Here is a 23,053-nt window from a genome sequence, read left to right as displayed (position 1 = left end):
GTGTGGAATTAAGGCTGTTTAGGAAGAAAGAATTCGTCGAAGATCGCGAGCACTCCAGGGAAGTCCCGCGCGAAGTTCGGGCGGTTCACGAAGTAGGCCTCGCAAGCCACCGCGAAGAACTCGCTGATCGAGGTGGCGCCGTAGGCATCGAGCCACGGCGCCTCGGTGCCGAAGCGTTCGGCCTTGATGGTCTGCTCGCGGAAGTCCTCGTAGGCGGGCTGCAGCACGGCCAGCCAGGCCTCGCGGGCCGCGCGCGAGCTGCGCTGGCCGGCGAAGCCCGGCGGCAGCGGCGGACAGCCGTTGGCCTCGCCGTTGCGCATGTCGATCTTGTGGGCGAACTCGTGGATCACGACGTTGTAGCCGCGCTCGCTGGTGATGCTGCTGGCCAGCACGTCGTCCCAGCTCAGCATGACGGGGCCGCGGTCCATGGCCTCGCCGGCGACGACTTCGCCGTATTCGTGCACCACCTGCGCTTCGTCGACCACCTTGCGCCGCGCCACCACCTCGGAGCGATGCACGACGATGCCGACGAAATCGTCGTACCAGTTCAGCCCGCCCTTCAGGTGCAGCACCGGCAGCACCGCCTGGGCTGCGATGGCCAGCGCGACCTCGTTGGTGATGGTGAAGCCCTTGGCGCCGTGGAATTCCTTGTCGCGCAGGAACTCGGCCGTGAGCGTGCGCAGCCGCTGGCGGTCGGACTCGGACAGCGCCCCCAGGAAGGCGTAGCGCCGCAGCGTGGCCTGCCAGGCGGCTTCGGGGATCGGGGGCAGGGCGCGCAGGCGGCGCAGCCACTTGAACATCGTCGTCGGCGGCGCGGCTAGCGCAGGTCGACGCGCTGCGCGCCGGCGGGCGAGAGGCACAGCAGCTGCGCGCGCGGAGGATGCGCGGCGGCATCCCAGTCGCTCAGCACGATGCGGCGCAGGCCGTCGCCCAGGTCATGGTCGGCAGGCCGGTGGGTGTGGCCGTGCACCAGCGCGTGGGCATTCGCCTGCCGCAGCCAGTCGCGCGCGGCCGGCGTATCGACGTCGGCCCAGACCATCGACGGGTTGCGCTTGCGGTCTTCGCTCTGCACGCGCATGGAACGCGCGAGCGCGCGGCGCTCTTCGAGGGGGCGGGCGAGGAACGCGGCCTGCCATCCGGGCGTGCGAACCTGGGCGCGGAACTTCAGGTATTCCGTGTCTTCCAGGCAGAGGATGTCGCCGTGGCTCAGCAGCCAGCGCCGGCCGTGCAGCACCAGCACGGTCGGGTCGTCGAGCAGCGTGATGTTGCATTGCGCCGCGAAGGCGGGGCCGACGAGGAAGTCGCGGTTGCCGTGCATGAAGAAAACCGGCAGGCGCTGCGCGGTGCGGCGCAGAAGCTCGGCGCACTGGGCCTCGAAGGTCGCGGGCTCGCCGGGCTGCGCGGCGGAATCGTCGCCCACCCACACCTCGAAGAGGTCGCCGAGGATGAAGAGCGCGTCCGCCGGCGTGGTCTGCAGATAGCCCTGCCAGGCCTCGAAGGTGGCGGGCTCGCCGGCCTGCAGGTGCAGGTCGGAGATGAGGTCGACCGTGCGCCACCCGGGCGGCGCCACCAGCTCAGCGAAAGCCGGGTTCGCCGCCATGCTCATGCTGCCGGCGCCGTTGCCGCCGAGCTGGCCCGGTCGAGGATCATTCCGCGGTGACGACGGCCTTCTCGATCACGACGTCCTCGAGCGGCACGTCGTCATGGAAGCCCTTGCGGCCGGTCTTCACGCCCTTGATCTTGTCGACCACATCGGTGCCGTTGATGACCTTGCCGAACACGGCGTAGCCCCAGCCCTGGGCCGTGGGAGCGGTGTGGTTCAGGAAACCGTTGTCGGCCACGTTGATGAAGAACTGGGCGGTGGCCGAGTGGGGCGCGCTGGTGCGGGCCATGGCCACGGTGTAGTTGTCGTTCTTCAGGCCGTTGTTGGCTTCGTTCTGGATCTCGGCGTCGGTGGGCTTCTGCTTCATGCCGGGCTCGAAACCGCCGCCTTGCACCATGAAGCCGGGGATGACGCGGTGGAACACCGTGTTGTCGTAGTGGCCCTTCTTCACGTAGGAGACGAAGTTCTCGACCGACTTCGGCGCCTTGGCGGCGTCGAGTTCGAGCGTGATCACGCCGAGGTTCTTGATGTGCAGTTCGACTTGGGGGTTGCTCATGTTGGGCTCCTGCTTGGGAAGGGAAAAACCGATTCGAAAACCGATGCGATGCGATTACTTCGCCACGACGGTGGCGGACTTGATGGTGACGGCTTCGAGCGGCACGTTCTGCATGCCGCCCTTGTTGCCGGTGGCCACGGCGCGGATCTTGTCGACCACGTCGGTGCCGGAGACGACCTTGCCGAAGACGGTGTAGCCGTAGCCATCGGGGTTGGGCGCGTTGAGCGAGTCGTTGTTCTTCACGTTGATGAAGAACTGCGAGGTCGCCGAGTTGGGGTTGCCGGTGCGCGCCATGGCGATCGTGTACTTGTCGTTCTTCAGGCCGTTGCTCGCCTCGAGCGGAATGGGCGCGCGCGTGGGCTTTTGCTGCAGGTCGGCCGTGAAGCCGCCGCCCTGGATCATGAAGCCGTCGATCACGCGGTGGAACACAGTGCCGTCGTAGTGCTTGTCCTTGACGTACTGCAGGAAGTTCTCGACCGTCTTGGGCGCCTTGGCTTCGTCGAGTTCGACCACGATGTCGCCGGCCGTGGTGGCGAGCTTGACGCGCGGCGTGGCCGATTGCGCATGGCCGCTGGCGGCGAACGCGAATGCGGCGGCCAGGGCGAGGGCGCCGCGGCGGCTGAAGCGAGAGAGTGAATGGATCGTCAAGTGAGGCTCCGTATGCGGATGGAGGAACGGTCCCGCGCCGTGCAGACCATGGCGGTGCCGCGGCGGCGACGGATTGGATGACCTGGTTACTTGCTCGTGCGGCCGACAGGCTTGCGGATCACCGCCGGCGCGGGGGGCAGGGCGGCCGCCTCGGCTTCGGTCTTGGGGGTGAAGATCTGGCGGATCAGCGCGAGCTTGGGCGCGACGCTGGCGTTGGTGCTCGCGAACTGCTGCGCACGCACGTATTCCTGCGCAGCCAGGCGGGCATACACGTCGCCGAGGTTCTCGTGCGCCGTGGCGTAGTTCGGGTTGAGCTTGAGGGCCTGTTCCAGCGCGGCGCGCGCCTGGTCGAACTTGCTCTGTGACGCATAGAGCGCCGCGAGGTTGTTGTAGGGCTCGGAAAGCTCGGGGAAGTCCTGCGTGAGCTGGGTGAAGGCGGCAATGGCCTCGGCCTGCTTGTTCTGCTCGGTGAGGATCACGCCGCGAAGGAAGCGCATCTGCGGATCGCGGGGCTTGCCGGCGATGTAGGTGTCGGCCTTGGCGAGCGCCTCGTTGGACTTGCCCTGGCGCAGCAGCGCGTTCACGTCGTCGTATTCGTTCGCGTGCGCGGCGGAGCCCCAGAGGCTGAACAGCAGTGCGAAGGCAATGGAGAGTCTGGAGAAGGCGGCGTGCTTCATGAAGCCTCGGCGGAATTGGGGGGAGATGCGGGGGGCGAGCTCGGGGTGCGGGCTTGGGGAACACCCGGGCGCTACCCGACGGCGGCCGTTTATACTTGAGCGGATTGTAACCGAGGGGCTATCTCGACCCCCTCGCGAACACAGTCCCAGCCACCCCTGAAAAACACCGTCTTTCGCCCGTGCCGCACGTGCGCGAAACGACGTTTTCCGAATCTCATGAGTCTGCGCATCTACAACACGCTGTCGCGTGAATTGGAGGAATTCTCCCCATTGCAACCGGGAAAGGTGCGCATGTACGTTTGCGGCATGACGGTCTACGACTTCTGCCACATCGGCCACGCCCGGATGATGATGGCGTTCGACGTGGTGCAGCGCTGGCTGCGCGCGAGCGACTACGAGGTGACCTATGTGCGCAACATCACCGACATCGACGACAAGATCATCGCCCGCTCGGTGCAGCGCGGCATCACCATCCGCCAGCTGACCGACGAGGTGATCGCGGCGATGCACGAGGACATCGGCGCGCTCGGCATCGAGCCGCCCACCATCGAGCCGCGCGCCACCGAATACGTGCCGCAGATGCTCGGCATCATCGAGAAGCTCGAGCAGAAGGGCCTGGCCTACCGCTCCGAGAACGGCGACGTGAACTACGCGGTGCGCAAGTTCCCGGGCTACGGCAAGCTCTCTGGCAAGTCGCTCGACGAGCTGCACGCGGGTGAACGCGTCGCGGTGCTCGACGGCAAGCAGGACCCGCTCGACTTCGTGCTCTGGAAGGCCGCCAAGCCGACCGAACCCGCCGATGCCAAATGGGAAAGCGCCTACGGCACGGGCCGTCCGGGCTGGCACATCGAGTGCTCGGCCATGAGCTGCGCCACCCTCGGCGAGACCTTCGACATCCACGGCGGCGGCGCCGACCTGCAGTTCCCGCACCACGAGAACGAGATCGCGCAGAGCGAGGGTGCCAACGGCAAGCCGCTGTCGCGCTTCTGGGTGCACAACGGCTTCGTGCGCGTGGACAACGAGAAGATGTCCAAGAGCCTGGGCAACTTCTTCACCATCCGCGAGGTGCTGCAGAAGTACGACGCCGAGACCCTGCGCTTCTTCCTGGTGCGCACGCATTACCGCAGCGCGCTCAACTACAGCGACGCACATCTCGACGACGCGCGCAATTCGCTGAAGCGCCTGTACACCGCGCTCGACCTGGTCGTGCCGGCCGACGTCGAGATCGACTGGACCCAGCCCCATGCCGCGCGCTTCAAGGCCGCCATGGATGAGGACTTCGGCACGCCGGAAGCCATTGCCGTGCTGTTCGAGCTGGCCGGCGAGGTCAACCGCACCAAGTCCGCCGAAACCGCCGGGCTGCTGAAGGCGCTGGCCGCGTCGCTGGGCATCCTGCAGGGCGACCCGCGCGCCTTCCTGCAAGCCGGAAGCACGCTCGACGAAGCCACCATCCAGGCCAAGATCGATGCGCGCGCCGCAGCCAAGGCCGCCAAGAACTTCGCCGAAGCCGACCGCATCCGCCAGGAACTCCTCGAGCAGGGCATCGTGCTCAAGGATTCGCCCACGGGCACGACCTGGGCGGCTGCGCAGTGAACGGAACGACGAACCCCATGCCCGCCCCCAGGAAGCCCAGCGTCAAGATCTATACGCCGGACTATTGGGAAGAGGCGTGCAAGCACCTCTCGCGCAAGGACCGCGTGATGAAGCGGCTGATCCCGAAGTTCGGCGACGCCTGCCTGGAGTCGCGCGGCGACGCGTTCACCACGCTCGCGCGCAGCGTGGTCGGCCAGCAGATCTCGGTCAAGGCCGCGCAATCGGTGTGGGACAAGTTCGCCGCGCTGCCGCGCAAGCTGACGCCGGCCAACGTGCTCAAGCTCAAGGTCGACGACATGCGCGGCGCGGGGCTGTCGGCACGCAAGATCGAGTACCTCGTCGACCTGGCCCTGCATTTCGACTCGGGCCTGGTGCACGTCGATGCGTGGAAGGACATGGACGACGAGCAGATCATCGAGGAGCTCGTCGCGATCCGCGGCATCGGCCGCTGGACGGCCGAGATGTTCCTCATCTTCCACCTGATGCGCCCGAACGTGCTGCCCGTGGACGACCTGGGGCTGCTCAACGGCATCAGCGTCAACTACTTTTCGGGAGACCCCGTCAGCCGCAGCGATGCCCGCGACGTCGCAGTGGCGTGGGCGCCTTATTGCAGCGTGGCGACTTGGTATATTTGGCGATCGCTGGATCCCGCTCCAGTCGTGTATTAGCAACACCCCCAGGCTGCGCGCACTTCGTGTCGCTTCGCCAACCCCCTCTAGGGGGCAACACCTGCGGCCCGGCAAAGCCGGTTCCGCGGTGTTCCTGGAATGGATGGTGCGGTGGCTGAGCGGGCAGCAAACTGAAATAAACAGGAGAAGACGTTGGCGAAACGAACCTTCCTCGACTTCGAGCAGCCGATTGCCGAGCTCGAAACAAAGATCGAAGAATTGCGCTATGTGCAGACCGAATCCGCGGTCGACATCTCTGAAGAAATCGATCAGCTCGGCAAGAAGAGCCTTCAGCTCACCAAGGACATCTACAGCGACCTGACGCCCTGGCAGATCACCAAGATCGCGCGGCATCCGGAGCGCCCCTACACGCTGGACTACGTCAACGAGATCTTCACCGACTTCGTCGAACTGCACGGCGACCGGCATTTCTCGGACGACCTGTCGATCGTGGGCGGCCTCGCACGCTTCAACGGCGTGCCCTGCATGGTCATCGGCCACCAGAAGGGCCGCGACACGAAGGAGCGTACCGCGCGCAACTTCGGCATGAGCAAGCCCGAGGGCTACCGCAAGGCGCTGCGCCTGATGAAGACGGCCGAGAAGTTCAAGCTTCCGGTCTTCACCTTCGTGGACACCCCCGGCGCCTATCCCGGCATCGACGCCGAGGAGCGCGGCCAGTCGGAGGCCATCGGCCGCAACATCTTCGAGATGGCGCAGCTCGAGGTGCCGATCATCGTCACCATCATCGGCGAGGGCGGCTCAGGCGGCGCGCTGGCGATCTCGGTCGGCGACCAGCTGCTGATGCTGCAGTACTCGATCTATTCGGTGATCAGCCCCGAGGGCTGCGCTTCCATCCTCTGGAAGACCGGCGAGAAGGCTCAGGAAGCCGCCGACGCGCTGGGCATCACCGCCCACCGCCTGAAGGCGCTGGGTCTGGTCGACAAGATCGTCAACGAGCCCGTGGGCGGCGCGCACCGCGACCATCGCCAGATGGCCGCCTTCCTCAAGCGTGCCCTCAACGACGCCTTCCGCCAGGTCAGCGACCTGAAACCGAAGGAACTGCTGGAGCGCCGCTACGAGCGCCTGCAGAGCTACGGCCGCTTCAACGACACCAAGGCCGATACCGGCAGGTGATTCCCGCCCGGGCGCTGCCATGAACTCCGCTTTCGAACGCGCCATCGCCGCGTTCGAGCCGGCGCAATGGCCGCTGGCGGTGGGGTTCAGCGGGGGCGCCGATTCGACCGCCTTGCTGGCTGCCTGCGCGGCGCGCTGGCCAGGGCAGGTGGTCGCCTTCCATGTGCATCACGGGCTGCAGGCAGCGGCCGACGGCTTCGAGCGGCATTGCCGCTCGGTGTGCGAGCGCCTTGGCGTGCCGCTGGTCGTCCATCGCGTCGATGCCCGGCATGCGCCGGGCGAAAGCCCAGAGGACGCGGCCCGCCGGGCCCGCTATGCGGCGTTCGCCGAAATGGCGCATGCCGATGGGGCGAGGGCGGCGATCCGGTCCGTGGCGCTGGGGCACCATGCCGACGACCAGGTCGAGACGCTGCTGCTCGCCTTGTCGCGGGGGGCAGGGCTGCCGGGGCTGGCTGCCATGCCGGCGCTGGCCCAGCGCAGCGGGCTCGACATCTACCGGCCGCTGCTCGCGGTCCCGGGAGCGGAGATCCGCGAATGGCTGGCCGGCCGCGACCTGCCCTGGATCGAGGACCCGACCAACGACGATGCGCGCTACACCCGCAACAGGATCCGCTCCGTGCTCCTGCCCGCTCTAGAGCAGGCCTTTCCGCAGTTCCGAGCCACCTTCGCGCGCAGCGTGGGCCATGCCGCCCAAGCCCAGCAGCTGCTGGGCGAGCTGGCGGCGCAGGACCTGGAAAGCGTCGGCAGCCCGCCGCGCATCGCCGCGCTGCAGGCGCTGTCGCGCGCCCGGCAGGCCAACGTGCTGCGCCACTGGCTGATGCGCTCGCACGGATGTGCGCCTAGCGCGGCGCAGCTCGATCAGCTGCTCGACCAGGTTCGGGCCTGCACCACGCGCGGCCATCGCATCCACCTCAAGGTGGCCGCCGGTTTCGTCGAACGCAGGGGCGACTTGCTGCATTGGTACAATGCTGCGCCCTCGCCGAAGACTTCGCTCTGACCGCTTGCAGGGCGCCGCCTATCCAGCGGCCCTTTCCTTTTCTCTGATTTCACCCATGGCATTGATCGTTCACAAATACGGCGGTACGTCGATGGGCTCGACCGAGCGCATCAAGAATGTCGCCAAGCGCGTCGCCAAGTGGGCGCGCGCAGGCCACCAGATGATCGTGGTTCCGAGTGCCATGAGCGGCGAGACCAACCGCCTGCTCGGCCTGGCCAAGGAGCTGGCGCCCAGCAAACCCGGCGTGGCCCATAACCGCGAACTCGACATGCTGGCCTCCACCGGCGAGCAGGCTTCGTCGGCGCTGCTGGCCATCGCGCTGCAGGCCGAGGGCGTCGAGGCCGTGAGCTACGCGGGCTGGCAGGTTTCGGTGCGCACCGACAACTCCTACACCAAGGCACGCATCGAGAGCATCGACAACGAGCGCGTGATGGCCGACCTGAACGCCAACAAGGTGGTGGTCATCACCGGCTTCCAGGGCGTGGACGACGAGGGCAACATCACCACGCTGGGCCGCGGCGGCAGCGACACCTCTGCCGTGGCCATCGCGGCTGCGATGAAGGCGAACGAGTGCCTGATCTACACCGATGTCGACGGCGTCTACACGACCGACCCGCGCGTCGAGCCCGACGCACGCCGCCTGACGACCGTGAGCTTCGAAGAGATGCTCGAGATGGCGAGCCTGGGCTCCAAGGTTCTGCAGATCCGCTCGGTGGAATTCGCCGGCAAGTACAAGGTGCCGCTGCGTGTGCTTTCGAGCTTCACGCCGTGGGACATCGACATCAATGAAGAGGCCAAGTCCGGCACGCTGATCACTTTCGAGGAAGACGAAAACATGGAACAAGCCGTCGTATCCGGCATCGCATTCAACCGCGACGAAGCCAAGATCTCGGTGCTGGGCGTGCCCGACAAGCCGGGCATCGCGTATCACATCCTCGGTGCAGTGGCCGACGCCAACATCGAAGTCGACGTGATCATCCAGAACCTGAGCAAGGACGGAAAGACCGACTTCAGCTTCACCGTCCACCGCAACGAATACGCGCGCACCATCGACCTGCTGCAGTCGAAGGTGATGCCCTCGCTGGGCGCGACCGAAGTGGTCGGCGACACCAAGATCTGCAAGGTCAGCATCGTGGGCATCGGCATGCGCAGCCACGTCGGTGTGGCGAGCAAGATGTTCCGCGTTCTGGCCGAAGAGGGCATCAACATCCAGATGATCTCGACCAGCGAAATCAAGACCTCGGTCGTGATCGACGAAAAATATATGGAATTGGCAGTGCGCGCGCTGCACAAAGCCTTCGATCTTGATCAGCCGGGCGCCTAAGTAGTGGCATAATCTCAGCTTCTTTCAGGAACTGTGACCGAGTGGCCGAAGGTGCTCCCCTGCTAAGGGAGTATGGGGTGTAGAGCCTCATCGAGGGTTCGAATCCCTCCGGTTCCGCCAATCAAGCCCAGTAGCTTTCGAGCTGCTGGGCTTTTTTGTTTTTGTTGCTTCGGGCTCGCCTTCTTCTGGGAATGCATCGACCATGGCTTTCATCATGGTCAGTGCTTGGCCTTCGAACTCGTCGTTCGGGTCGAGCTTCTCGGCGAGGCCTTCGAGGATTGCTCTCGTGGGGTCGTGTCCTGCTATCCGCGCGATGCGTGCGCGGATTCCGATGGGGCATGGCCGCTTTCCTTTGCGCATCTCAGACAGGTTTGGTCCTGGGATGCCTAGCTCTGCTGCAAGCTTGTTTTGTGATCCGACAATCTCTATTGCTCGGTCCATGGAATAAATCAATGACACTGTTATCACCTTTGGTAGCAGTTTCTGGCACACTTCACTACCAGAGTTGGTAGTAGTGCTATCGGCTCTGGTAATTATCTAGGAGCCGCCATGTCCCTGACTCAAACGTCTTTCGCTGCCTTCGTGCGGCGGTTCGCCTGTCCTCCCCCACCTGCGTCGAAAGAGGCTAACGGCTCGGTTCTGAGCTTGGCGGCTCCTGCTGAGCCCGGGGTGGGGGTGGACACCTCTAGCGTTCCTCTTCGCGCCATAGCTCGTACTGGTCGGGTGCTTCTTCAGTTCCGTCTTTTCGATGCGGGGGCTGACGAGATTTCCATTGGCGAAGTGCCCAAGAAAGGGCTAGCAGGGCGGCGCCAAAGCCAACCGTTATTGCCAGCAGGATGCCGAGAAAAGGTAGTGCGGTCATCGCGTGAGGTTAGCTGACTCGCTAGCTCGTAGCCCTCGTGTGAGGGCTTCCGGCTAGCACGTCGCTAGTTCCCTGAACTCAAACCGGAGTACCTCAAATGTCCTTTTCTTCCATCGTTCAAGTCCTGCTCGTCGAGGAGCAGACCTCCAAGAAAGTCAACCCGGAAACCGGCGTCCCGAACAAATGGAAGGTCGCGCGTTGCGCTCTTCTCGATGACGCGGGCGAGGTCGTCACTGTCGGGCGTCTGCGTGTCCCGCGCGACATGAGCGAGACCATCGCAAAGGGTACCTTCCGTGCAACGTTTGCTCTCGGTGTCCCCGACTACGGCGACAGCAAGGGCGACATCATGGCCATGCTGACGGCTCTGACGCCCCACCAGCTGCGTGCACCGCTCATCGGTGCTGCTACCCCTGCTGCTAAGGCTTGATCGTGCCTGCGGCGCTGTATGGCCCCACGGTGGCACTGTGCTTCTGCATGGTGCTGCTCGTGTTCGGGGTTGCCTACTGTCGTAACCGCTGGGGGCTGTCGTGACTGATGTTCAGTTCGATCAGATTCACTCGGCGCTCTACGGCATCGGCGTGGTGATCATCTTTGCGCTCGGCTACCTCGCGGGGGATCGGCAATGACAAACCGCCTTCTCGCGTGGGCGCTGTTCCTCGCGTGCATCTGGGGTGCCTATACCTGGGCGCGGTCCTTCAAGAACCCGTTCTCGCAGGTGCCCACCGTCACCTCCGTCATGCCCGCCATGACGCACTGCAAAGAGGACTGCACACCATGAGCGGAATCATCGCGGCGATGTTCGCCACCTGGGCGCTCGGCTACGTTGCCGGCTGGAAGGTGCGCATGATCAGGACGGCTTTCTATGCGGCGTAGCGGCGTCTCTTGGCTGCCCGCATTTGAGGTCTTCCAATTTTTTAAATTGGTGAGGCAAGCAGGGCGGTGGGCAACTTTTTTCGAAGAAAAAATTGTCCACGGCATCGCGCGTCAGTCGGAGTGTGGGCAACTCACGCACCCCGCAGGGGCTGTCCACACGCTTGACGTGTGGGCAGGTGAGTTGTCCATACGGGGGAGACTGGCGCGGCCTCTGCGCACCCCTGCTCAACCCACAGCAGCGGAGCTTCCCAGAGGAAACCGAAGGTTTCTGGCGGGAAGCTCTGCCCTCGCTATCGAGCGCGGCCGTGCCTTCTTCCCGGTCTCCAGCCTCCAGCCATGAGCGTTGCGCGCAGTGCTCATGGCCGCACGGTTGGTGCGGTGTCAACCTCAATAGGAGAAGTGTGATGAACAAGCGTTTCCGTTTTGTCCAAAAGGCCGCTGCTGCCGTAGTTGCTGCTGGTGCCAGCGTTGCGGCGCTGGCTGCTGATCCGGCCACGGCGCAGGAGGGCTTCTCGCAAGCCTCTGCTGCGAGCAGTGGCTTCGGCCCGGGCATGTGGGGCCTCGCTGCGGCCACGGTCGGCATCTTGATCGGCGTGAAGTGGATCAAGCGCGGCCGCGGCGCTGCATAAGCCTCGGGCTTTTTCTGCTGCGCACCCTTCGGGGTGTGCAGTGGTAAACGTCTGGAGCCACCATGGAACGCCTTGCGCTTGCCTTTGTCATCTTGGGACTCATCGGCTGTGCGGCCGGTCGTGTTTCTCGTTTTCCCCCTGATTTCAACGAATCTGTCTCTGAGCGTGTGGGCCGCTGTGGTTCGCTGATCGGGGGGTGTGGTCGATGACTCGCCTTACGTCTTGGTGTTGGTTTCTCGCTTACATCCTTGCGGCCGTGTTCTGTGTGTTTTCGACGCCTGCCCATGCCCTGGTGCCGCAGTCGGTGCAGTACTGGAATAACTCGGACTATCCCTATCCGACACCCGAAGCGTTTTGTGCGTCTTTTGACGCGTATTGGACGGATTACCTCACGAGCCATACGGGGACGAAGGAGGTCTACGTCCACGACACGTGCACGCCTCCTACGACGACGCCCGGCAGTAACGGCGTTGTGGCTGGTGTTGACACGAGGTACAACAGTTCGAACGTTGTCGTGTACACCGGCCGTTTCAATGGGTCGTTCTCGTCGTCGATCATGTGTCCGGCGAACAGTACCTCGGTGTCTGGTGGCTGTCAGTGCAAGTCCGGGTTTGTTGAGAGCGGGAATCAGTGTGTGTCGCAGGCGAACGCATGCGCTGCGAAGACTGGTGTTGTCGGCATTTTGAGTTGGACTGAGGGGTACACCAGAACGCCTGACGAAGGTGATAGGCAGGCCGTTGGGCCGATCATGTCACCGCCTGCAAGCGGTGAGGTGTGCGACGGTGGGTGTGCCGTGTCGTTACAGACTAGCGGCCCTGGTGTTCAGCCATACGTGAGTCAGTATCCGACGGCCAGTGGCTTGTATCGCCGTTCCGTGGACTATCCGAGCTTGGGGCTCGGTAGAGCCTGCACGATGGGGGCAGCTGATGCGGGAGCGAAGAAGGATGCGCCGCCGCCTGATTGTCCGGGGTCCGTTGGTGACATTGGCAACGGTAAGCCTGTCTGTGTTGGAACCGCCGCGAAGCCGATTACGCCAACCCCCTTGGGTGCGGCCCCTGGGGCTACGCCTATAGCTGGCAATCCGCCTGCTGGTGGCAAGCCGCCGACCGGTGAGGGTTCGGGTTCTGGCAGTGCAGGGCGTACGCCTACGACAGGCAACGGTACAGCGTCTGGTGGACCTTCAGCCGCTGCTGTTGGCGGCAAGGGCGGCGGTGCCGGTGGTACTGCTGCTGGTGTTGGTGCTGGGGGCTCTGGGACCGGGGATGAGCCGCATAAGCCTTGTGGTGGTCCTGGCGAACCCACCTGCAATGTGAAGGTCGATGAGTCGGGTACGCCTACGTCTACGTCTTTTGATACGGCCAATGCCAAGATGGATGAGACAAAGACCAAAAGTGATGAGCAGCTCGCGAAGGCGTCCGGCACTGCCGATAAGGGCTTCTTGGAGCCTGCCCGGTCGTTGTTTTGGGCTCCGCCGATTGCTGCTTGTGAGCCGCTGGCATTGCCTGCGCGGATGCAGGGCTTGACCGTCGATGCCTGCGGTGTTGTCGATGGTGGTCGTGCCATCATGGGCTTCCTGTGGGCCGCTGGCGGCTTGTTTCTGTGTCTCGGCATGATTAAGAGGAGCATCTGATGCCATTGCTTGCTGCGTTCATCGGCTCATTGGCCAGTGGTCTGGCCACACTCCTGGCCACGCAGATGGCCTACACCACGGCGCTGAAGATTGCGGCTTATGCGACGTGGATCACTGTCGCCACTGTCTTCTTTGCCTCCGTCTTTGTGTGCTGCTCTTCGCTGTACTCCATGATGGCCTCTTACGTTGGCTCCGGTGGCGGGACTGGCAATTGGATTCGGATGTTTTGGGTAGGCATGGGCATGTTTATTCCTGGCAATGCGAGTGCAGTCATCGCTTGCGTGGCATCGGTCTGGATCGGCACTTCGATCTGGAAGATTCAACGCGTCGGCATCGAGAGTTTTTCTAAGTGACCGCGTCGTTTGTGTGTGAGTTGCTTGCCTTCGTGTCGGTGGTTGTGGGCGCCGTGGTGGACTTTCGCTTGGACCTGCGCGAGTTCGCTGAGCATGGCTACGTGAGGCGCCGTGGTGGTGCGCAGTTTCTTTCTGGCATGTGCGCTGCGCTGGTATTTCTTCTCGTCGGCTCTGTGCTTTCGTAGCTTTGCGCCGGCTCTTGGGGGAGCTTGATGACTGACTACGCCTTGACCGGCAAGAAGGGGACCGGCAAAAGCAAGAATGCCGTGCGTCTCATCCGCGATCGCTATTTGATCAACAAACGGCGAGTCGCAACGAACCTCGATATCGATCTGTTGAAGATGTTCGGTCCGCACTCGAAGTGCACCTACGTCCGGGTGCCTGACAAGCCCTCAGCGTTCGATCTGTTGGCCGCTGGTCATGGCAATCCGGACACCTACGATGAGGATGAGAACGGCGGGATGTTTCTCGATGAGTTAGGCACGTGGCTTAACACCCGCACTTATGCTGACAAGGGGAGGGCGGACGTTCTCGATTACTTCGCCCACGGCCGGAAGCATGGCTGGGACAACTGGTACATCATGCAGAACGTCGCGCAGATCGATAAGCAGGTGCGCGAGTCCTTTATCGAGCAGACCGTGCGACACACGCGATTCGACAAGGTGCGCATCCCCTTCATTGGTGGCCTTCTTGGGGCGCTGTTTGGGCCGAAGGCTGGCTTCTTCCCTCGCTTCCATATGGCTGTCTATCGCATGGGCACGAACCCGCAGGATCTCGTGGCCAACCGTGCGACGTTCATCGGCAAGGATCTGGAGAAGTGCTATGACACGCGACAGGTCTTTTTGATCGACTATCCCCACGGCACGCATTCCGTGCTGTCCCCCTGGCACACGCACGGGCGATTTCTTCCCGCTGCAGAGAAGACGAAGCTTCAGCGGTTGGCCGAGTGGATGAGGGCCTTTGTACGTGTTCAGCCTGTGCCTGCGCCCGCTCGCGCGATCGCGCGGACCCGGCCGGATGACGGCTGGTCTCGGGTTGCATATCTATGCCGCTCCCTCCCTCCTAATCAAGCTCTCTGGGTGATGGCGAGGTATGCGCGGGCAAGCGGCGTGCGGTAGGCCTGCGTTAGCGGGCCGGACGCGCGGCGCGCAGCGCCGCGCTAGATTTATCCCATAAACACATTGGTACATCGGCGAATTTGAAGCCGCAAAAAGTGAGGCCCGCGACTGTCGGCAAACAGTCCGGGCCTCGTGACCACCACTAGGAGTAGTAGCGATGGCGATCATGATTCTCGACCACTTCGGGAAGTCGGTAAAGACTGTGGACTTTCTCTCCGGCCGCGCGCAGGGCGTGAAGGCCTTTCAGGTGCAGCGCACGGGTGCATTCAAGGTCAAGGGCCACGATCTGGGGAACGGCCATCTAGAGGTGTCGTTTCGTCGTGGTGATGTGGCGAAGGAGCTCGACTGGGATCGCGTCATGATCCTTGACCATCTCGAGCTCATGGATCGGTGGCGCGAGGAGTGCGAGGAGGAGCGTAGGCAACGTGCCCTCAAGGTGGCCGCAAATCGTGCCAAGAAGCGCGTTAGGCAGCTATGCAAGGCCATGGGTGCGGACACCCTCTTAACGCTTACGTACAAGGCCAATGAGACCGATCTGCAGCGTTGCAAGGCTGACTTGAAGGCGTTTAATCGCAAGATGCTCGGCGAGTTTCCTGAGTTCTGCTTCATTGCGGCGTTCGAGCATCAGGAGCGTGGTGCGTTGCACATTCACATGGCCACACGTCGCATTCCGCGCGAGATAAAGCGTGTCAGCGCTGAGGGTCACCCTTACACCGTGAACAGCTACAACGTGATCCGTGCTCTGTGGCGTTCGGTCACCAAGGAACGTCGGGGCAATATCGACGTGCAGCGCACCAAGCGCAATTCGACGCGCTCGCCGGCGCGTATCGCTACCTACATCGCGGGTTACATCATCAAAGAGTTCGCAGAGGGCGAGAAGTGGACCAACCGGTGGACGAAGTATGGCAAGTGCGATGTTCCTCCTCCCGTCGACCTGGGGACCGTTGATACCGCTCTCGAAGGCCTCAAGGCTGCAATGGCTTGCCTTAACTCGAAGCATGCCCTTGTAGACCTCGTGTTTTCGAAGTGGGGTGATTGGGGCTATGTGTCGGCTGAATCGCCGTCTAAGGCTGCACGGGGGAGGCGCGTGTCAGCGTGTTGAGCGGCATCGTGTGGGGGCCAAATGCATCACGTCTTTGGGCGTCTTACATTTGGAGGATTTGATGCTCGTAGGTTATGCGCGTGTATCGACACGCGAACAAGAAACACATCTCCAGTTTGATGCGCTCAACAAGGCTGGATGCGATGTGATTTTTCACGAGAAAGCTAGTGGAGCGTCGCAAAGGGGGAGGCCCGAGCTGGCACGTTGCCTTTCGTCGTTGAGGAGGGGCGACGTGTTGGTCGTCTACAAGATTGATCGCATTGCACGAAGCCTCTTCGATCTGCTTGATATCTTGCGTCGGTTGGAACGTGTCGGGGCAACGATAAAGAGTGTCACAGAGCCGCTTGATACGACGAACAGCATGGGCGTGTTCGTGGTGCAGATACTGGGTGCTGTTGCTCAGCTTGAGCGGTCGATGATTCGGGAGCGATCCATGGCCGGCCAGTTGGCGGCGCGGGAGCGAGGTAGGGAGCCTGGGCGAGGTCGGAACCTGGAACCCGATGTGGAAGCTAAGGTGGTGTCTCTGTATCGAGCTGGCGGGGTGACGTATCGTGAGCTTGCTCAGTCACACGGAGTATCGCTGTCTGTCGTTAAGCGTGCCGTCTACCGTGTAACGAAGGGCGCGGACTACTGGAAGAAGCGTAACGACTAGGGTCGAAACCATCCGGTTCCGCCAAGATGCAACCCCTGTAGCAACCCAGCTACAGGGGTTTTTTCTTTCCAGGTCCGGACTCTGTCCAAGGCGCCTCAGGTGCCATGCAATTCCGGGAACGCCGCCATTACCGTCCGGCACCGCTCGCAGAGCATCGCTTGCTCGGCGTCGTCGCCCATCACGGTGGCGTCGTGCCGCCAGCACCTGCGGCAGCGAAGGAACGAGGTCGGCCTGACGCGGACTTCGACCTTGTCGCCCACCTTCAGCACCACGTCGGCGACCATGAAGATCGAGGCCAGTTCCGAACCCAGCAGCGCGAGCGACTCGAGGATCTCCACGGGCGCCTCGATCACCAGATTCGCCTCGCTGGAACGGCCGATGCTTCCCGACGAGCGCAGGTCTTCGATCGCCTTCATCACGCTCGGGCGCAGCTGCCTCGCACGGCGCCAGAAGTCGCGGACGTCCGGGTCTTCCATGCCGGGCGGCAGGGCTTCGTCCCAGGTGTGAAGGAACACGCTGTCGCCTTTCTCCTCTTCTGCATCGAACAGCACCGTCCATGCCTCCTCGGCGGTGAAGCTGAGGATGGGCGCCGAAAGCAGCAGCAGGTTCTTCAGGATCGCATGCAGCGCGGTCTGTGCGGACCGCCTTTCGTGGCTGTCCCGCGCGCTCGCGTATAGCCGGTCCTTCAGCACGTCGAGATAGAAGCCGCCGAGTTCGTCGGCGCAATAGCCATGGATGAGCCGCGTCACCGCGACGAAGTCGTAGTCCCTGTAGCTCCTGCGGCACTGCTCGCCGAGTTCGCGGCAGCGGGCCATGGCGTAGCGGTCGACGCTCGCGAGGTCGTGCTCGGACACTGCATCGGCTTGCGCGTCGAAGTCCGACACGTTCAGCAGCAGGAAGCGGATCGTGTTGCGGATTCGCCGGTACATCTCGACGACGCGGTCCAGGATCTCCTCGGAGACGGAGATGTCCGTCGAGTAGTCGGTGCTCGCGATCCACAGCCGGATGATCTCCGCGCCCCGCGTGCTCGCCACCTCCTGCGGGCTGACGGTGTTGCCCAGCGACTTGCTCATCTTCTTGCCGTTCCCGTCGACGGCGAAGCCGTGCGTGAGCACGGCCTTGAAGGGCGCGCGGCCGTCCGCCGCGCAGCCCGTCATGAGCGAGGAGCCGAACCAGCCCCTGTGCTGGTCGGAGCCCTCCAGGTACAGGTCGGCCGGGTGGCCGTGCGCGTCAAGGCGGCGCGGGTCCCTGTAGACGGTTGCGTGGATGGAGCCGGAGTCGAACCACACGTCGAGGGTATCGGACAGCTTTTCGAACTCCGACTCATCCACCCCCAGGTCCGCGGGACTCAGTCGAGTCCAGGCGGAAATTCCTTCGCGCTCCACGCGCTGTGCCACTTCCTCGACGAGGCGCGAGGTCTCGGGGTGCAGCGAGTTGTCGCTGCGCCTGACGAAGAAGGCGAGGGGTACGCCCCATGCGCGCTGGCGCGAGATGCACCAGTCGGGGCGGCCGTCGATCATCGCTTCCATGCGCGAGCGGCCGGATGCCGGATAGAACGGCACGTCCCTGATCGCCTCGCGCGCGGTCTCGCGCAGCGTGCGCTCCTCGCCGTTCGCGGGATGGTCCATGGCGATGAACCATTGCGTCGTCGAGCGGAAGAGGATCGGCGTCTTGTGCCGCCAGCAATGGGGATACGAATGCTCGATACGCTCCTGCCGCAGCAGCGAGCCGTCGGCCTTCAGCATTTCGAGGATGGCCATGCTGCCTTCCTCCAGCGACATGCCGCCGATCACCGGCAGGCCAGGCACGAAGCGCCCGGCACCGTCGATCACGTTGTCGCCGGTGATGCCCAGCCCGCGGCACAGCTCGAAGTCTTCCGCGCCGTGCGCCGGCGCCAGGTGCACGAGGCCGGTGCCGGTGTCCAGCGAGACGAAGTCGGCCGCCACCATGGGCACTGCGTTGTCGTGCAGCGGATGCTTCAGCATCGCGCCCACGAGGTCGATGCCGGGTGCGACCGCGCGGAGTTCGTGCGCGATGGCGAAGCCGCCCAGCAGCTTCGCCGCGCTATCCGAGGCCAGCACCAGCAGGCCCTCGGGCGTGTCGTACAGGCCGTAGCTCGCCTCCGGGTCCAGGCCGACGGCGGCGTTGCCGGGCAGCGTCCAGGGCGTCGTGGTCCAGATCACGACACGCGCCGGCTTGCCGGCAACGGGAGCGCACTTGAAGCGCGACGCCAGGTCGGCCGCGTCGATAGCCTGCATGCCGACGTACGCCGTCGTCGAGCGCTTGTGCGCGTATTCGAGCTCCGCCTCCGCCAGCGCCGACTGGCAGTCGACGCACCAGTTCACCGGCTTCTGGCCGCGAAACAGCAGGCCGCGCTGCCGGATGCGATCGAGAAAGCGGATCTCGTTGGCTTCGGTCTCGAAGTCCATGGTGCGAAAGGCGTTGTCCCAGTCGCCGAGCAGGCCCAGGCGCAGGAAATCCTTCTTCTGGCTCTGCGTCTGCGAGAAGGCGTATTCGCGGCATAGCGCCTGGACCTGCTCGGTCGGCAGGCCCCGGCCGTTCATCTGCTCGATGCGGTGTTCGATGGGCATGCCGTGGCAGTCCCAGCCAGGAATCCACTGCGAGTCGAAGCCGTCGAAGAAGCGGCTCTTGAAGACCATGTCCTTGAGCACCTTGTTCACCGCGTGCCCGATGTGGATGTCGCCGTTCGCGTACGGCGGGCCGTCGTGAAGGACGAAGGGTGGGCGGCCGGCAGCCGCCTCGCGCATACGCTCGTAGATGCGCTGCCGCGCCCAGCGCTCTACCAGTGCGGGTTCGCGCCTGGGCAGGTCTCCCTTCATCGGGAACGGAGTGGTCAGCAGGTTCAGTGTGTTCTTCAGGTCTGACATGTGGTGGCTTCGTCGATTTCTTTTCTTCTCGTCGATGGGGTGAGCGGCCGCGTGGGGCTCAGTCCTTGTTGCGCAGGGCCGAGCCGGCGGCCAGCAGCGCGACAAGGCTGGCTGCCGCGGCGAACACCACGTACCAGGCGGGAGCGAGCGGATTCCCGGTCCGCGCGATCAGCGCCGTTGCAATGAAGGGCGCGAAGCCTCCGAAGATCGTGACAGCGAAGTTGTAGGCAATGGAAAGGCCTGTGGAGCGCACCTGCGGCGGATAGAGCTCCGCCATGGCGGCGGGCGCGGGCCCGGTGAAGCCGGCGATCAGCACCGCGAACACGAGCAGCACGATGGTCAGCGTCGACGGGTTGGGCACGGCCGTGAGAAGCCAGAGCGCCGGATAAGCCAGCACCAGGATCGCCGTGGCGAAGCCGATCAGCAGGGGCCTGCGCCCGATCCGGTCCGACAGCGCGCCGAAGAAGGGCGCCAGCACCACCAGCACCATCAGCCCCGCGCCATTGGCCCACAGCGACACGCTCTGCGGCAGCTTCAGCGTGCGCACCGCGTACGTCGGCATGTAGACGAGAAAGAAATACGTGCACACCGTCCATACGATGGTCACGCCGAAGCCCGCGATGATTTCCCGGCGGTAGGAGCCCAGTGCCTGCTTCAGCGGCGAGGTCTGCCTGTTGGCAGCCCTCACCTGTTCGAAGCTTTCTGATTCGTGCGTGCGGGTGCGGATGTACCAGCCCACCGGTCCGATGACCAGGCCGAAGAGAAACGGCACGCGCCATCCCCACGCCTCGAGCTGCTCCGGCGTCAGCACGTCCGTGAGCGTCGCGCCGAAGACAGAGCCCAGCAGCAGCGCGCCGGCCTGGCTCGCCTGCTGCCAGCTCGCGAAGTAGCCCCTGCGGCCCTTGGGCGCGTGCTCGACGAGAAATGCGGTCGCGCCGCCCACTTCGCCGCCGGCGGAGAAGCCCTGGATGAGCCGCGCCAGCACGATCCAGGCAGGCGCCCACAGGCCCACGTCGGCATACGTCGGCGCGAAGCCGATCATGGCCGTGCCCAGTGCCATCAGCAGGATGGTCGTGGACAGCGCGACCTTGCGCCCGCGCGAGTCCCCCAGCGCACCCAGCACCACCGCGCCGACGGGCCGCATCACGAAGCCCACGCCGAAGGTCGCCACCGTCAGCAGCAGCGACGAAGTCTCGTCGCCCGTCGGGAAGAAGAGCCGGGAGATGGTGAGTGCGAAGAAGCCGTAGACCGCGAAGTCGAACCACTCCAGCGTGTTGCCGATGACGGCGGCGAGGATCGTCCGGCGCGTGGCGTCGCGCGTCCCTGCGCCCTGTGCAGGGAGGCCGTGAGCGGAGGAGAGAGATGAAGAAGAGGAAGAAGAGGAAGAAGAGGGAGAGGAGGAGAGGGGAGCGAGGCTGCTCGTGGCGTCCGCCAGCGCGGCTGCGTCGAGGTTTTTCATGCTGTCTTGAGGGTTGGAGTGGTGGAACGGTCGGTGGCCCCGGAAAGAGCCCATGCGCCGGCCGACTGCATGAAGCGGTCGGCGGCCTGCAGTTGGCTTGCGGCGATCCATTCGTCGGGCTGGTGCGCCTGGGCGATGGAGCCGGGGCCGCATACCACCGTCGAGATGCCGACCTGCTGGAAGAACCCCGCCTCGGTGCCGAAGGGCAGTTCCGCCTCGGGCCAGAGCGCGCCCAGTTCGCGCGCCACCGAGACGGCCGCGTCGTTGTCGCGCGCCGAAAGCGCCGGCACGCCCGCGACCTGCCCGGCCTCGACGGTGACGCCTTCGGGAAGCTCGGCCAGCGCCTCGCGCACCGTGTCGCGCACCAGCTGGGCCGTGGCTTCGTCCTGCGGACGGAATTCCCACAGCACTTCGCAGCTGCCCGGCACGATGTTGATCGCGGTGCCTCCGTTGATCTGGCCGATGTTGATGGTGGCCTCGCCGCCTTTCCCGGCCAGGTTGCGCCGCAGCCCGGCCAGACGGGTGACGAGATAGGCCGCCGGCTCGATCGCGCTGGCGCCCAGCGAGGGATCGCTCGAATGGGCGGGCAGCCCCGTGAAAAGCGCGCGGTGTCCGAAGAAGCCGCGATGCCGCACCCCCACGCGCATCTCGGTCGGCTCGCCGACGATGGCCAGCGCGGGTGCCTCGATCTGCGTCTTCAGGCACTCCACGAGCTGCGGAACGCCCAGGCAGCCGATCTCCTCGTCATAGGAGAAGGCTAGGTGGATCGGGCGGCGCAACGGCTGTCGCCGCCACGCGGGCACCGCCGACAGGCAGGCCGCGATGAAGCCCTTCATGTCCGCCGCGCCGCGCCCGTGGAGCCGGCCGTTGCGCTCGACCAGCGCGAAGGGGCTGGCGCTCCAGTTCTGGTCGGTCACGGGGACGGCGTCGCTGTGCCCCGAGAGCACCATGCCGCCCGCAGCGTCGGGCCCGATGCTCGCGAGCAGGTTGGCCTTGCGCCTGTCCTCGCTGTGCACCAGGTGCACCTTGACGCCGTGCCCCGAGAGGTAGTTGCCGATCCAGTGGATCAGGTCGAGGTTGGAGCGGTGCGACGTCGTGTCGAACGCCACCAGGGCCCGCAGGATGTCGATGGTGGTCATGCGATGCGCTCGGCAAGGGGCCGCTCGTTGGTGTTGTTGTTCGCGGCGGCGCCGCCCGGCCTGCCGGTGCTGCCCAATCGCTCCTGCACGAGCCGCATCGCGGCCGACTGGGTCGGCGTGCCGTCGCGGTCGGCGAGCTCGAAGATGCGGCGCAGCGTGGCGCCGATGCCTTTCACCTGCGCATCCACCTTCGCGGCATTGAAGCCTTCATGCTCCGACGCCACGCGGATCAGCCCGCCCGCGTTGATGACGAAATCGGGTGCGTAGAGGATCTCCCGCTCGCGCAGCTGCCTGCCGTGCTCGTCGCGTGCGAGCTGGTTGTTCGCGCCGCCCGCGATCACGCGAAAGCGCATCTGCGGCAGCGTCTTGTCGTTCACCACCGCGCCCATCGCGCAGGGCGCGAACACGTCGGCCTGCACCGCGTAGATCGCATCGGGCTCGACGATGCGTGCATCGAATTCGGCCGCCGCCCTGGCTGCAAGTGCCGGATCGACGTCGCACACGACGAGTCGCGCACCGGCCTCGTCGAGCAGCCGGCACAGGTTCCAGCCGACGTTGCCAAGGCCTTGCACCGCCACGGTCAGCCCCTGCAGCCCACAGCCCAGGCGGTGCGCGACGCTGGCCACGATGCCGTGGTAGACCCCCAGCGCCGTGGTCGGCGACGGATCTCCCGTGCCGCCCAGCGCTTCGGGCAGGCCTACCACATGCCGTGTGCTCTGCCGCACCCAGGCGAAGTCGTCGACCGTGGTGCCCACGTCCTCGGCCGTGATGTAGCGGCCGCCCAGGCGGTTGACCGCCACGCCCATGGCGCGCAGCAGGTCCGGTGTCTTGCTCTTGCGGGGATCGCCGAGGATCACCGACTTTCCGCCGCCCAGGCCGAGCCCGGCCGCCGCGGCCTTGAAGGTCATTCCGCGCGACAGCCGGAGCACGTCGCGCAGGGCCGAGGCCTCGTCTGCGTAGGGATACATCCGGCATCCGCCCAGCGCGGGCCCGAGCCGCGTGCTGTGGATGGCGATGATGGCTCGCAGCCCGACCTTGTCGTCGGATATGAAAACGACCTGCTCGTGGTCCGCGAAAGACTCGGTGGAAAAGACTGTCATCTGGTTCTTCTTCTGAATTTCGTTTGAACGAGTGCGGACCGGCTTCGC

Annotated in this window: 24 protein-coding genes and 1 tRNA gene; 15 read left to right on the top strand and 10 right to left on the bottom strand. The window is 64.7% G+C overall.

Annotated elements, in window-relative coordinates:
• Positions 1–8 precede the first annotated feature (8 nt).
• The 5 genes from ACTJLF_RS03580 to ACTJLF_RS03560 all read right to left on the bottom strand — a co-directional run bounded on the left by ACTJLF_RS03580 (position 9) and on the right by ACTJLF_RS03560 (position 3,484).
• Entirely contained in the window at positions 9–800 is a 792-nt protein-coding gene (locus tag ACTJLF_RS03580) for a zinc-dependent peptidase (protein ID WP_184603740.1), read from the bottom strand.
• Between the two features lie 17 nt (positions 801–817).
• Complete coding sequence (locus tag ACTJLF_RS03575; protein WP_440882583.1) at positions 818–1,600, bottom strand: UDP-2,3-diacylglucosamine diphosphatase; 783 nt, start codon at positions 1,598–1,600, stop codon at positions 818–820.
• A gap of 46 nt (positions 1,601–1,646) precedes the next feature.
• Positions 1,647–2,159 (bottom strand): peptidylprolyl isomerase, encoded by a 513-nt coding sequence (locus ACTJLF_RS03570; protein WP_019652213.1) that lies wholly within the window; start codon positions 2,157–2,159, stop codon positions 1,647–1,649.
• 54 nt (positions 2,160–2,213) lie between these two features.
• Positions 2,214–2,807 (bottom strand): peptidylprolyl isomerase, encoded by a 594-nt coding sequence (locus tag ACTJLF_RS03565; RefSeq protein ID WP_126182067.1) that lies wholly within the window; start codon positions 2,805–2,807, stop codon positions 2,214–2,216.
• A gap of 86 nt (positions 2,808–2,893) precedes the next feature.
• The gene (locus ACTJLF_RS03560) at positions 2,894–3,484 is read right to left on the bottom strand and encodes a tetratricopeptide repeat protein (protein ID WP_019652215.1); all 591 of its coding nucleotides are present in this window, start codon (positions 3,482–3,484) and stop codon (positions 2,894–2,896) included.
• Positions 3,485–3,700: 216 nt separating this feature from the next.
• Here ACTJLF_RS03560 and cysS point away from each other — a divergent pair, with 216 nt between their 5' ends.
• The 6 genes from cysS to ACTJLF_RS03530 all read left to right on the top strand — a co-directional run bounded on the left by cysS (position 3,701) and on the right by ACTJLF_RS03530 (position 9,320).
• Entirely contained in the window at positions 3,701–5,077 is a 1,377-nt protein-coding gene (cysS, locus tag ACTJLF_RS03555) for a cysteine--tRNA ligase (protein ID WP_019652216.1), read from the top strand.
• A 17-nt stretch (positions 5,078–5,094) separates the two neighbouring features.
• Positions 5,095–5,745 carry a DNA-3-methyladenine glycosylase family protein gene (locus tag ACTJLF_RS03550; protein WP_020722911.1) on the top strand — a complete coding sequence of 217 codons (651 nt, stop codon included), beginning with the start codon at positions 5,095–5,097 and terminating at the stop codon, positions 5,743–5,745.
• Between the two features lie 153 nt (positions 5,746–5,898).
• Entirely contained in the window at positions 5,899–6,879 is a 981-nt protein-coding gene (locus tag ACTJLF_RS03545) for an acetyl-CoA carboxylase carboxyltransferase subunit alpha (RefSeq protein ID WP_440882502.1), read from the top strand.
• A gap of 19 nt (positions 6,880–6,898) precedes the next feature.
• Positions 6,899–7,876 carry a tRNA lysidine(34) synthetase TilS gene (gene tilS, locus ACTJLF_RS03540; protein WP_126182066.1) on the top strand — a complete coding sequence of 326 codons (978 nt, stop codon included), beginning with the start codon at positions 6,899–6,901 and terminating at the stop codon, positions 7,874–7,876.
• A gap of 55 nt (positions 7,877–7,931) precedes the next feature.
• Positions 7,932–9,200, top strand: a complete 1,269-nt coding sequence (locus ACTJLF_RS03535) for an aspartate kinase (protein ID WP_019652220.1) — start codon at positions 7,932–7,934, stop codon at positions 9,198–9,200.
• A 27-nt stretch (positions 9,201–9,227) separates the two neighbouring features.
• Positions 9,228–9,320: transfer RNA gene (locus tag ACTJLF_RS03530), tRNA-Ser, on the top strand.
• Here ACTJLF_RS03530 and ACTJLF_RS03525 read toward each other — a convergent pair.
• A complete protein-coding gene (locus tag ACTJLF_RS03525; protein WP_440882501.1) occupies positions 9,288–9,641 on the bottom strand; it encodes a hypothetical protein in 354 nt (117 codons plus the stop codon). The genes ACTJLF_RS03530 and ACTJLF_RS03525 overlap by 33 nt on opposite strands.
• A 518-nt stretch (positions 9,642–10,159) precedes the next feature.
• Between ACTJLF_RS03525 and ACTJLF_RS03520 the strand changes: the two genes are divergently transcribed.
• From ACTJLF_RS03520 to ACTJLF_RS03480, 9 genes are all read left to right on the top strand, one after another.
• The gene (locus ACTJLF_RS03520) at positions 10,160–10,489 is read left to right on the top strand and encodes a hypothetical protein (protein ID WP_132751280.1); all 330 of its coding nucleotides are present in this window, start codon (positions 10,160–10,162) and stop codon (positions 10,487–10,489) included.
• A gap of 195 nt (positions 10,490–10,684) precedes the next feature.
• The gene (locus ACTJLF_RS03515; protein WP_440882500.1) at positions 10,685–10,840 is read left to right on the top strand and encodes a hypothetical protein; all 156 of its coding nucleotides are present in this window, start codon (positions 10,685–10,687) and stop codon (positions 10,838–10,840) included.
• A 499-nt stretch (positions 10,841–11,339) separates the two neighbouring features.
• A complete protein-coding gene (locus tag ACTJLF_RS03510; RefSeq protein ID WP_132751278.1) occupies positions 11,340–11,564 on the top strand; it encodes a hypothetical protein in 225 nt (74 codons plus the stop codon).
• 1,369 nt (positions 11,565–12,933) lie between these two features.
• Entirely contained in the window at positions 12,934–13,194 is a 261-nt protein-coding gene (locus ACTJLF_RS03505) for a hypothetical protein (protein WP_440882499.1), read from the top strand.
• On the top strand, positions 13,194–13,547 hold the full coding sequence (locus ACTJLF_RS03500) for a hypothetical protein (protein ID WP_440882498.1): 354 nt from the start codon (positions 13,194–13,196) through the stop codon (positions 13,545–13,547). The genes ACTJLF_RS03505 and ACTJLF_RS03500 overlap by 1 nt, the downstream gene beginning before the upstream one ends.
• Positions 13,544–13,732, top strand: a complete 189-nt coding sequence (locus ACTJLF_RS03495) for a hypothetical protein (RefSeq protein ID WP_440882497.1) — start codon at positions 13,544–13,546, stop codon at positions 13,730–13,732. The genes ACTJLF_RS03500 and ACTJLF_RS03495 overlap by 4 nt, the downstream gene beginning before the upstream one ends.
• A gap of 27 nt (positions 13,733–13,759) precedes the next feature.
• Positions 13,760–14,665, top strand: coding sequence for a zonular occludens toxin domain-containing protein (locus ACTJLF_RS03490; protein WP_440882496.1), 906 nt, complete (start codon positions 13,760–13,762; stop codon positions 14,663–14,665).
• 157 nt (positions 14,666–14,822) lie between these two features.
• Positions 14,823–15,767 carry a rolling circle replication-associated protein gene (locus ACTJLF_RS03485; RefSeq protein WP_440882495.1) on the top strand — a complete coding sequence of 315 codons (945 nt, stop codon included), beginning with the start codon at positions 14,823–14,825 and terminating at the stop codon, positions 15,765–15,767.
• On the top strand, positions 15,709–16,419 hold the full coding sequence (locus tag ACTJLF_RS03480) for a recombinase family protein (protein ID WP_440882494.1): 711 nt from the start codon (positions 15,709–15,711) through the stop codon (positions 16,417–16,419). Before ACTJLF_RS03485 ends, ACTJLF_RS03480 begins: the two co-directional genes overlap by 59 nt.
• Before the next feature lie 95 nt (positions 16,420–16,514).
• Here ACTJLF_RS03480 and ileS read toward each other — a convergent pair whose 3' ends face one another.
• Genes ileS through ACTJLF_RS03460 form a run of 4 tightly spaced genes read right to left on the bottom strand, consistent with a single transcriptional unit; the run spans position 16,515 to position 23,005 of the window.
• Positions 16,515–19,307 (bottom strand): isoleucine--tRNA ligase, encoded by a 2,793-nt coding sequence (gene ileS / locus ACTJLF_RS03475; protein ID WP_440882493.1) that lies wholly within the window; start codon positions 19,305–19,307, stop codon positions 16,515–16,517.
• 58 nt (positions 19,308–19,365) lie between these two features.
• Positions 19,366–20,766, bottom strand: a complete 1,401-nt coding sequence (locus tag ACTJLF_RS03470; protein ID WP_440882492.1) for an MFS transporter — start codon at positions 20,764–20,766, stop codon at positions 19,366–19,368.
• Positions 20,763–21,905, bottom strand: coding sequence for an acetylornithine deacetylase (gene argE, locus ACTJLF_RS03465; RefSeq protein WP_440882491.1), 1,143 nt, complete (start codon positions 21,903–21,905; stop codon positions 20,763–20,765). Before argE ends, ACTJLF_RS03470 begins: the two co-directional genes overlap by 4 nt.
• Entirely contained in the window at positions 21,902–23,005 is a 1,104-nt protein-coding gene (locus tag ACTJLF_RS03460) for a Leu/Phe/Val dehydrogenase (protein WP_019652279.1), read from the bottom strand. Before ACTJLF_RS03460 ends, argE begins: the two co-directional genes overlap by 4 nt.
• Between the last annotated feature and the right edge of the window lie 48 nt (positions 23,006–23,053).

Origin of the sequence: Variovorax sp. 22077 (genome assembly GCF_052044195.1) — a bacterium.
In the GTDB taxonomy this organism is placed as follows: domain Bacteria; phylum Pseudomonadota; class Gammaproteobacteria; order Burkholderiales; family Burkholderiaceae_C; genus Variovorax; species Variovorax atrisoli.
This window is presented reverse-complemented; position numbering and strand designations above follow the sequence as displayed.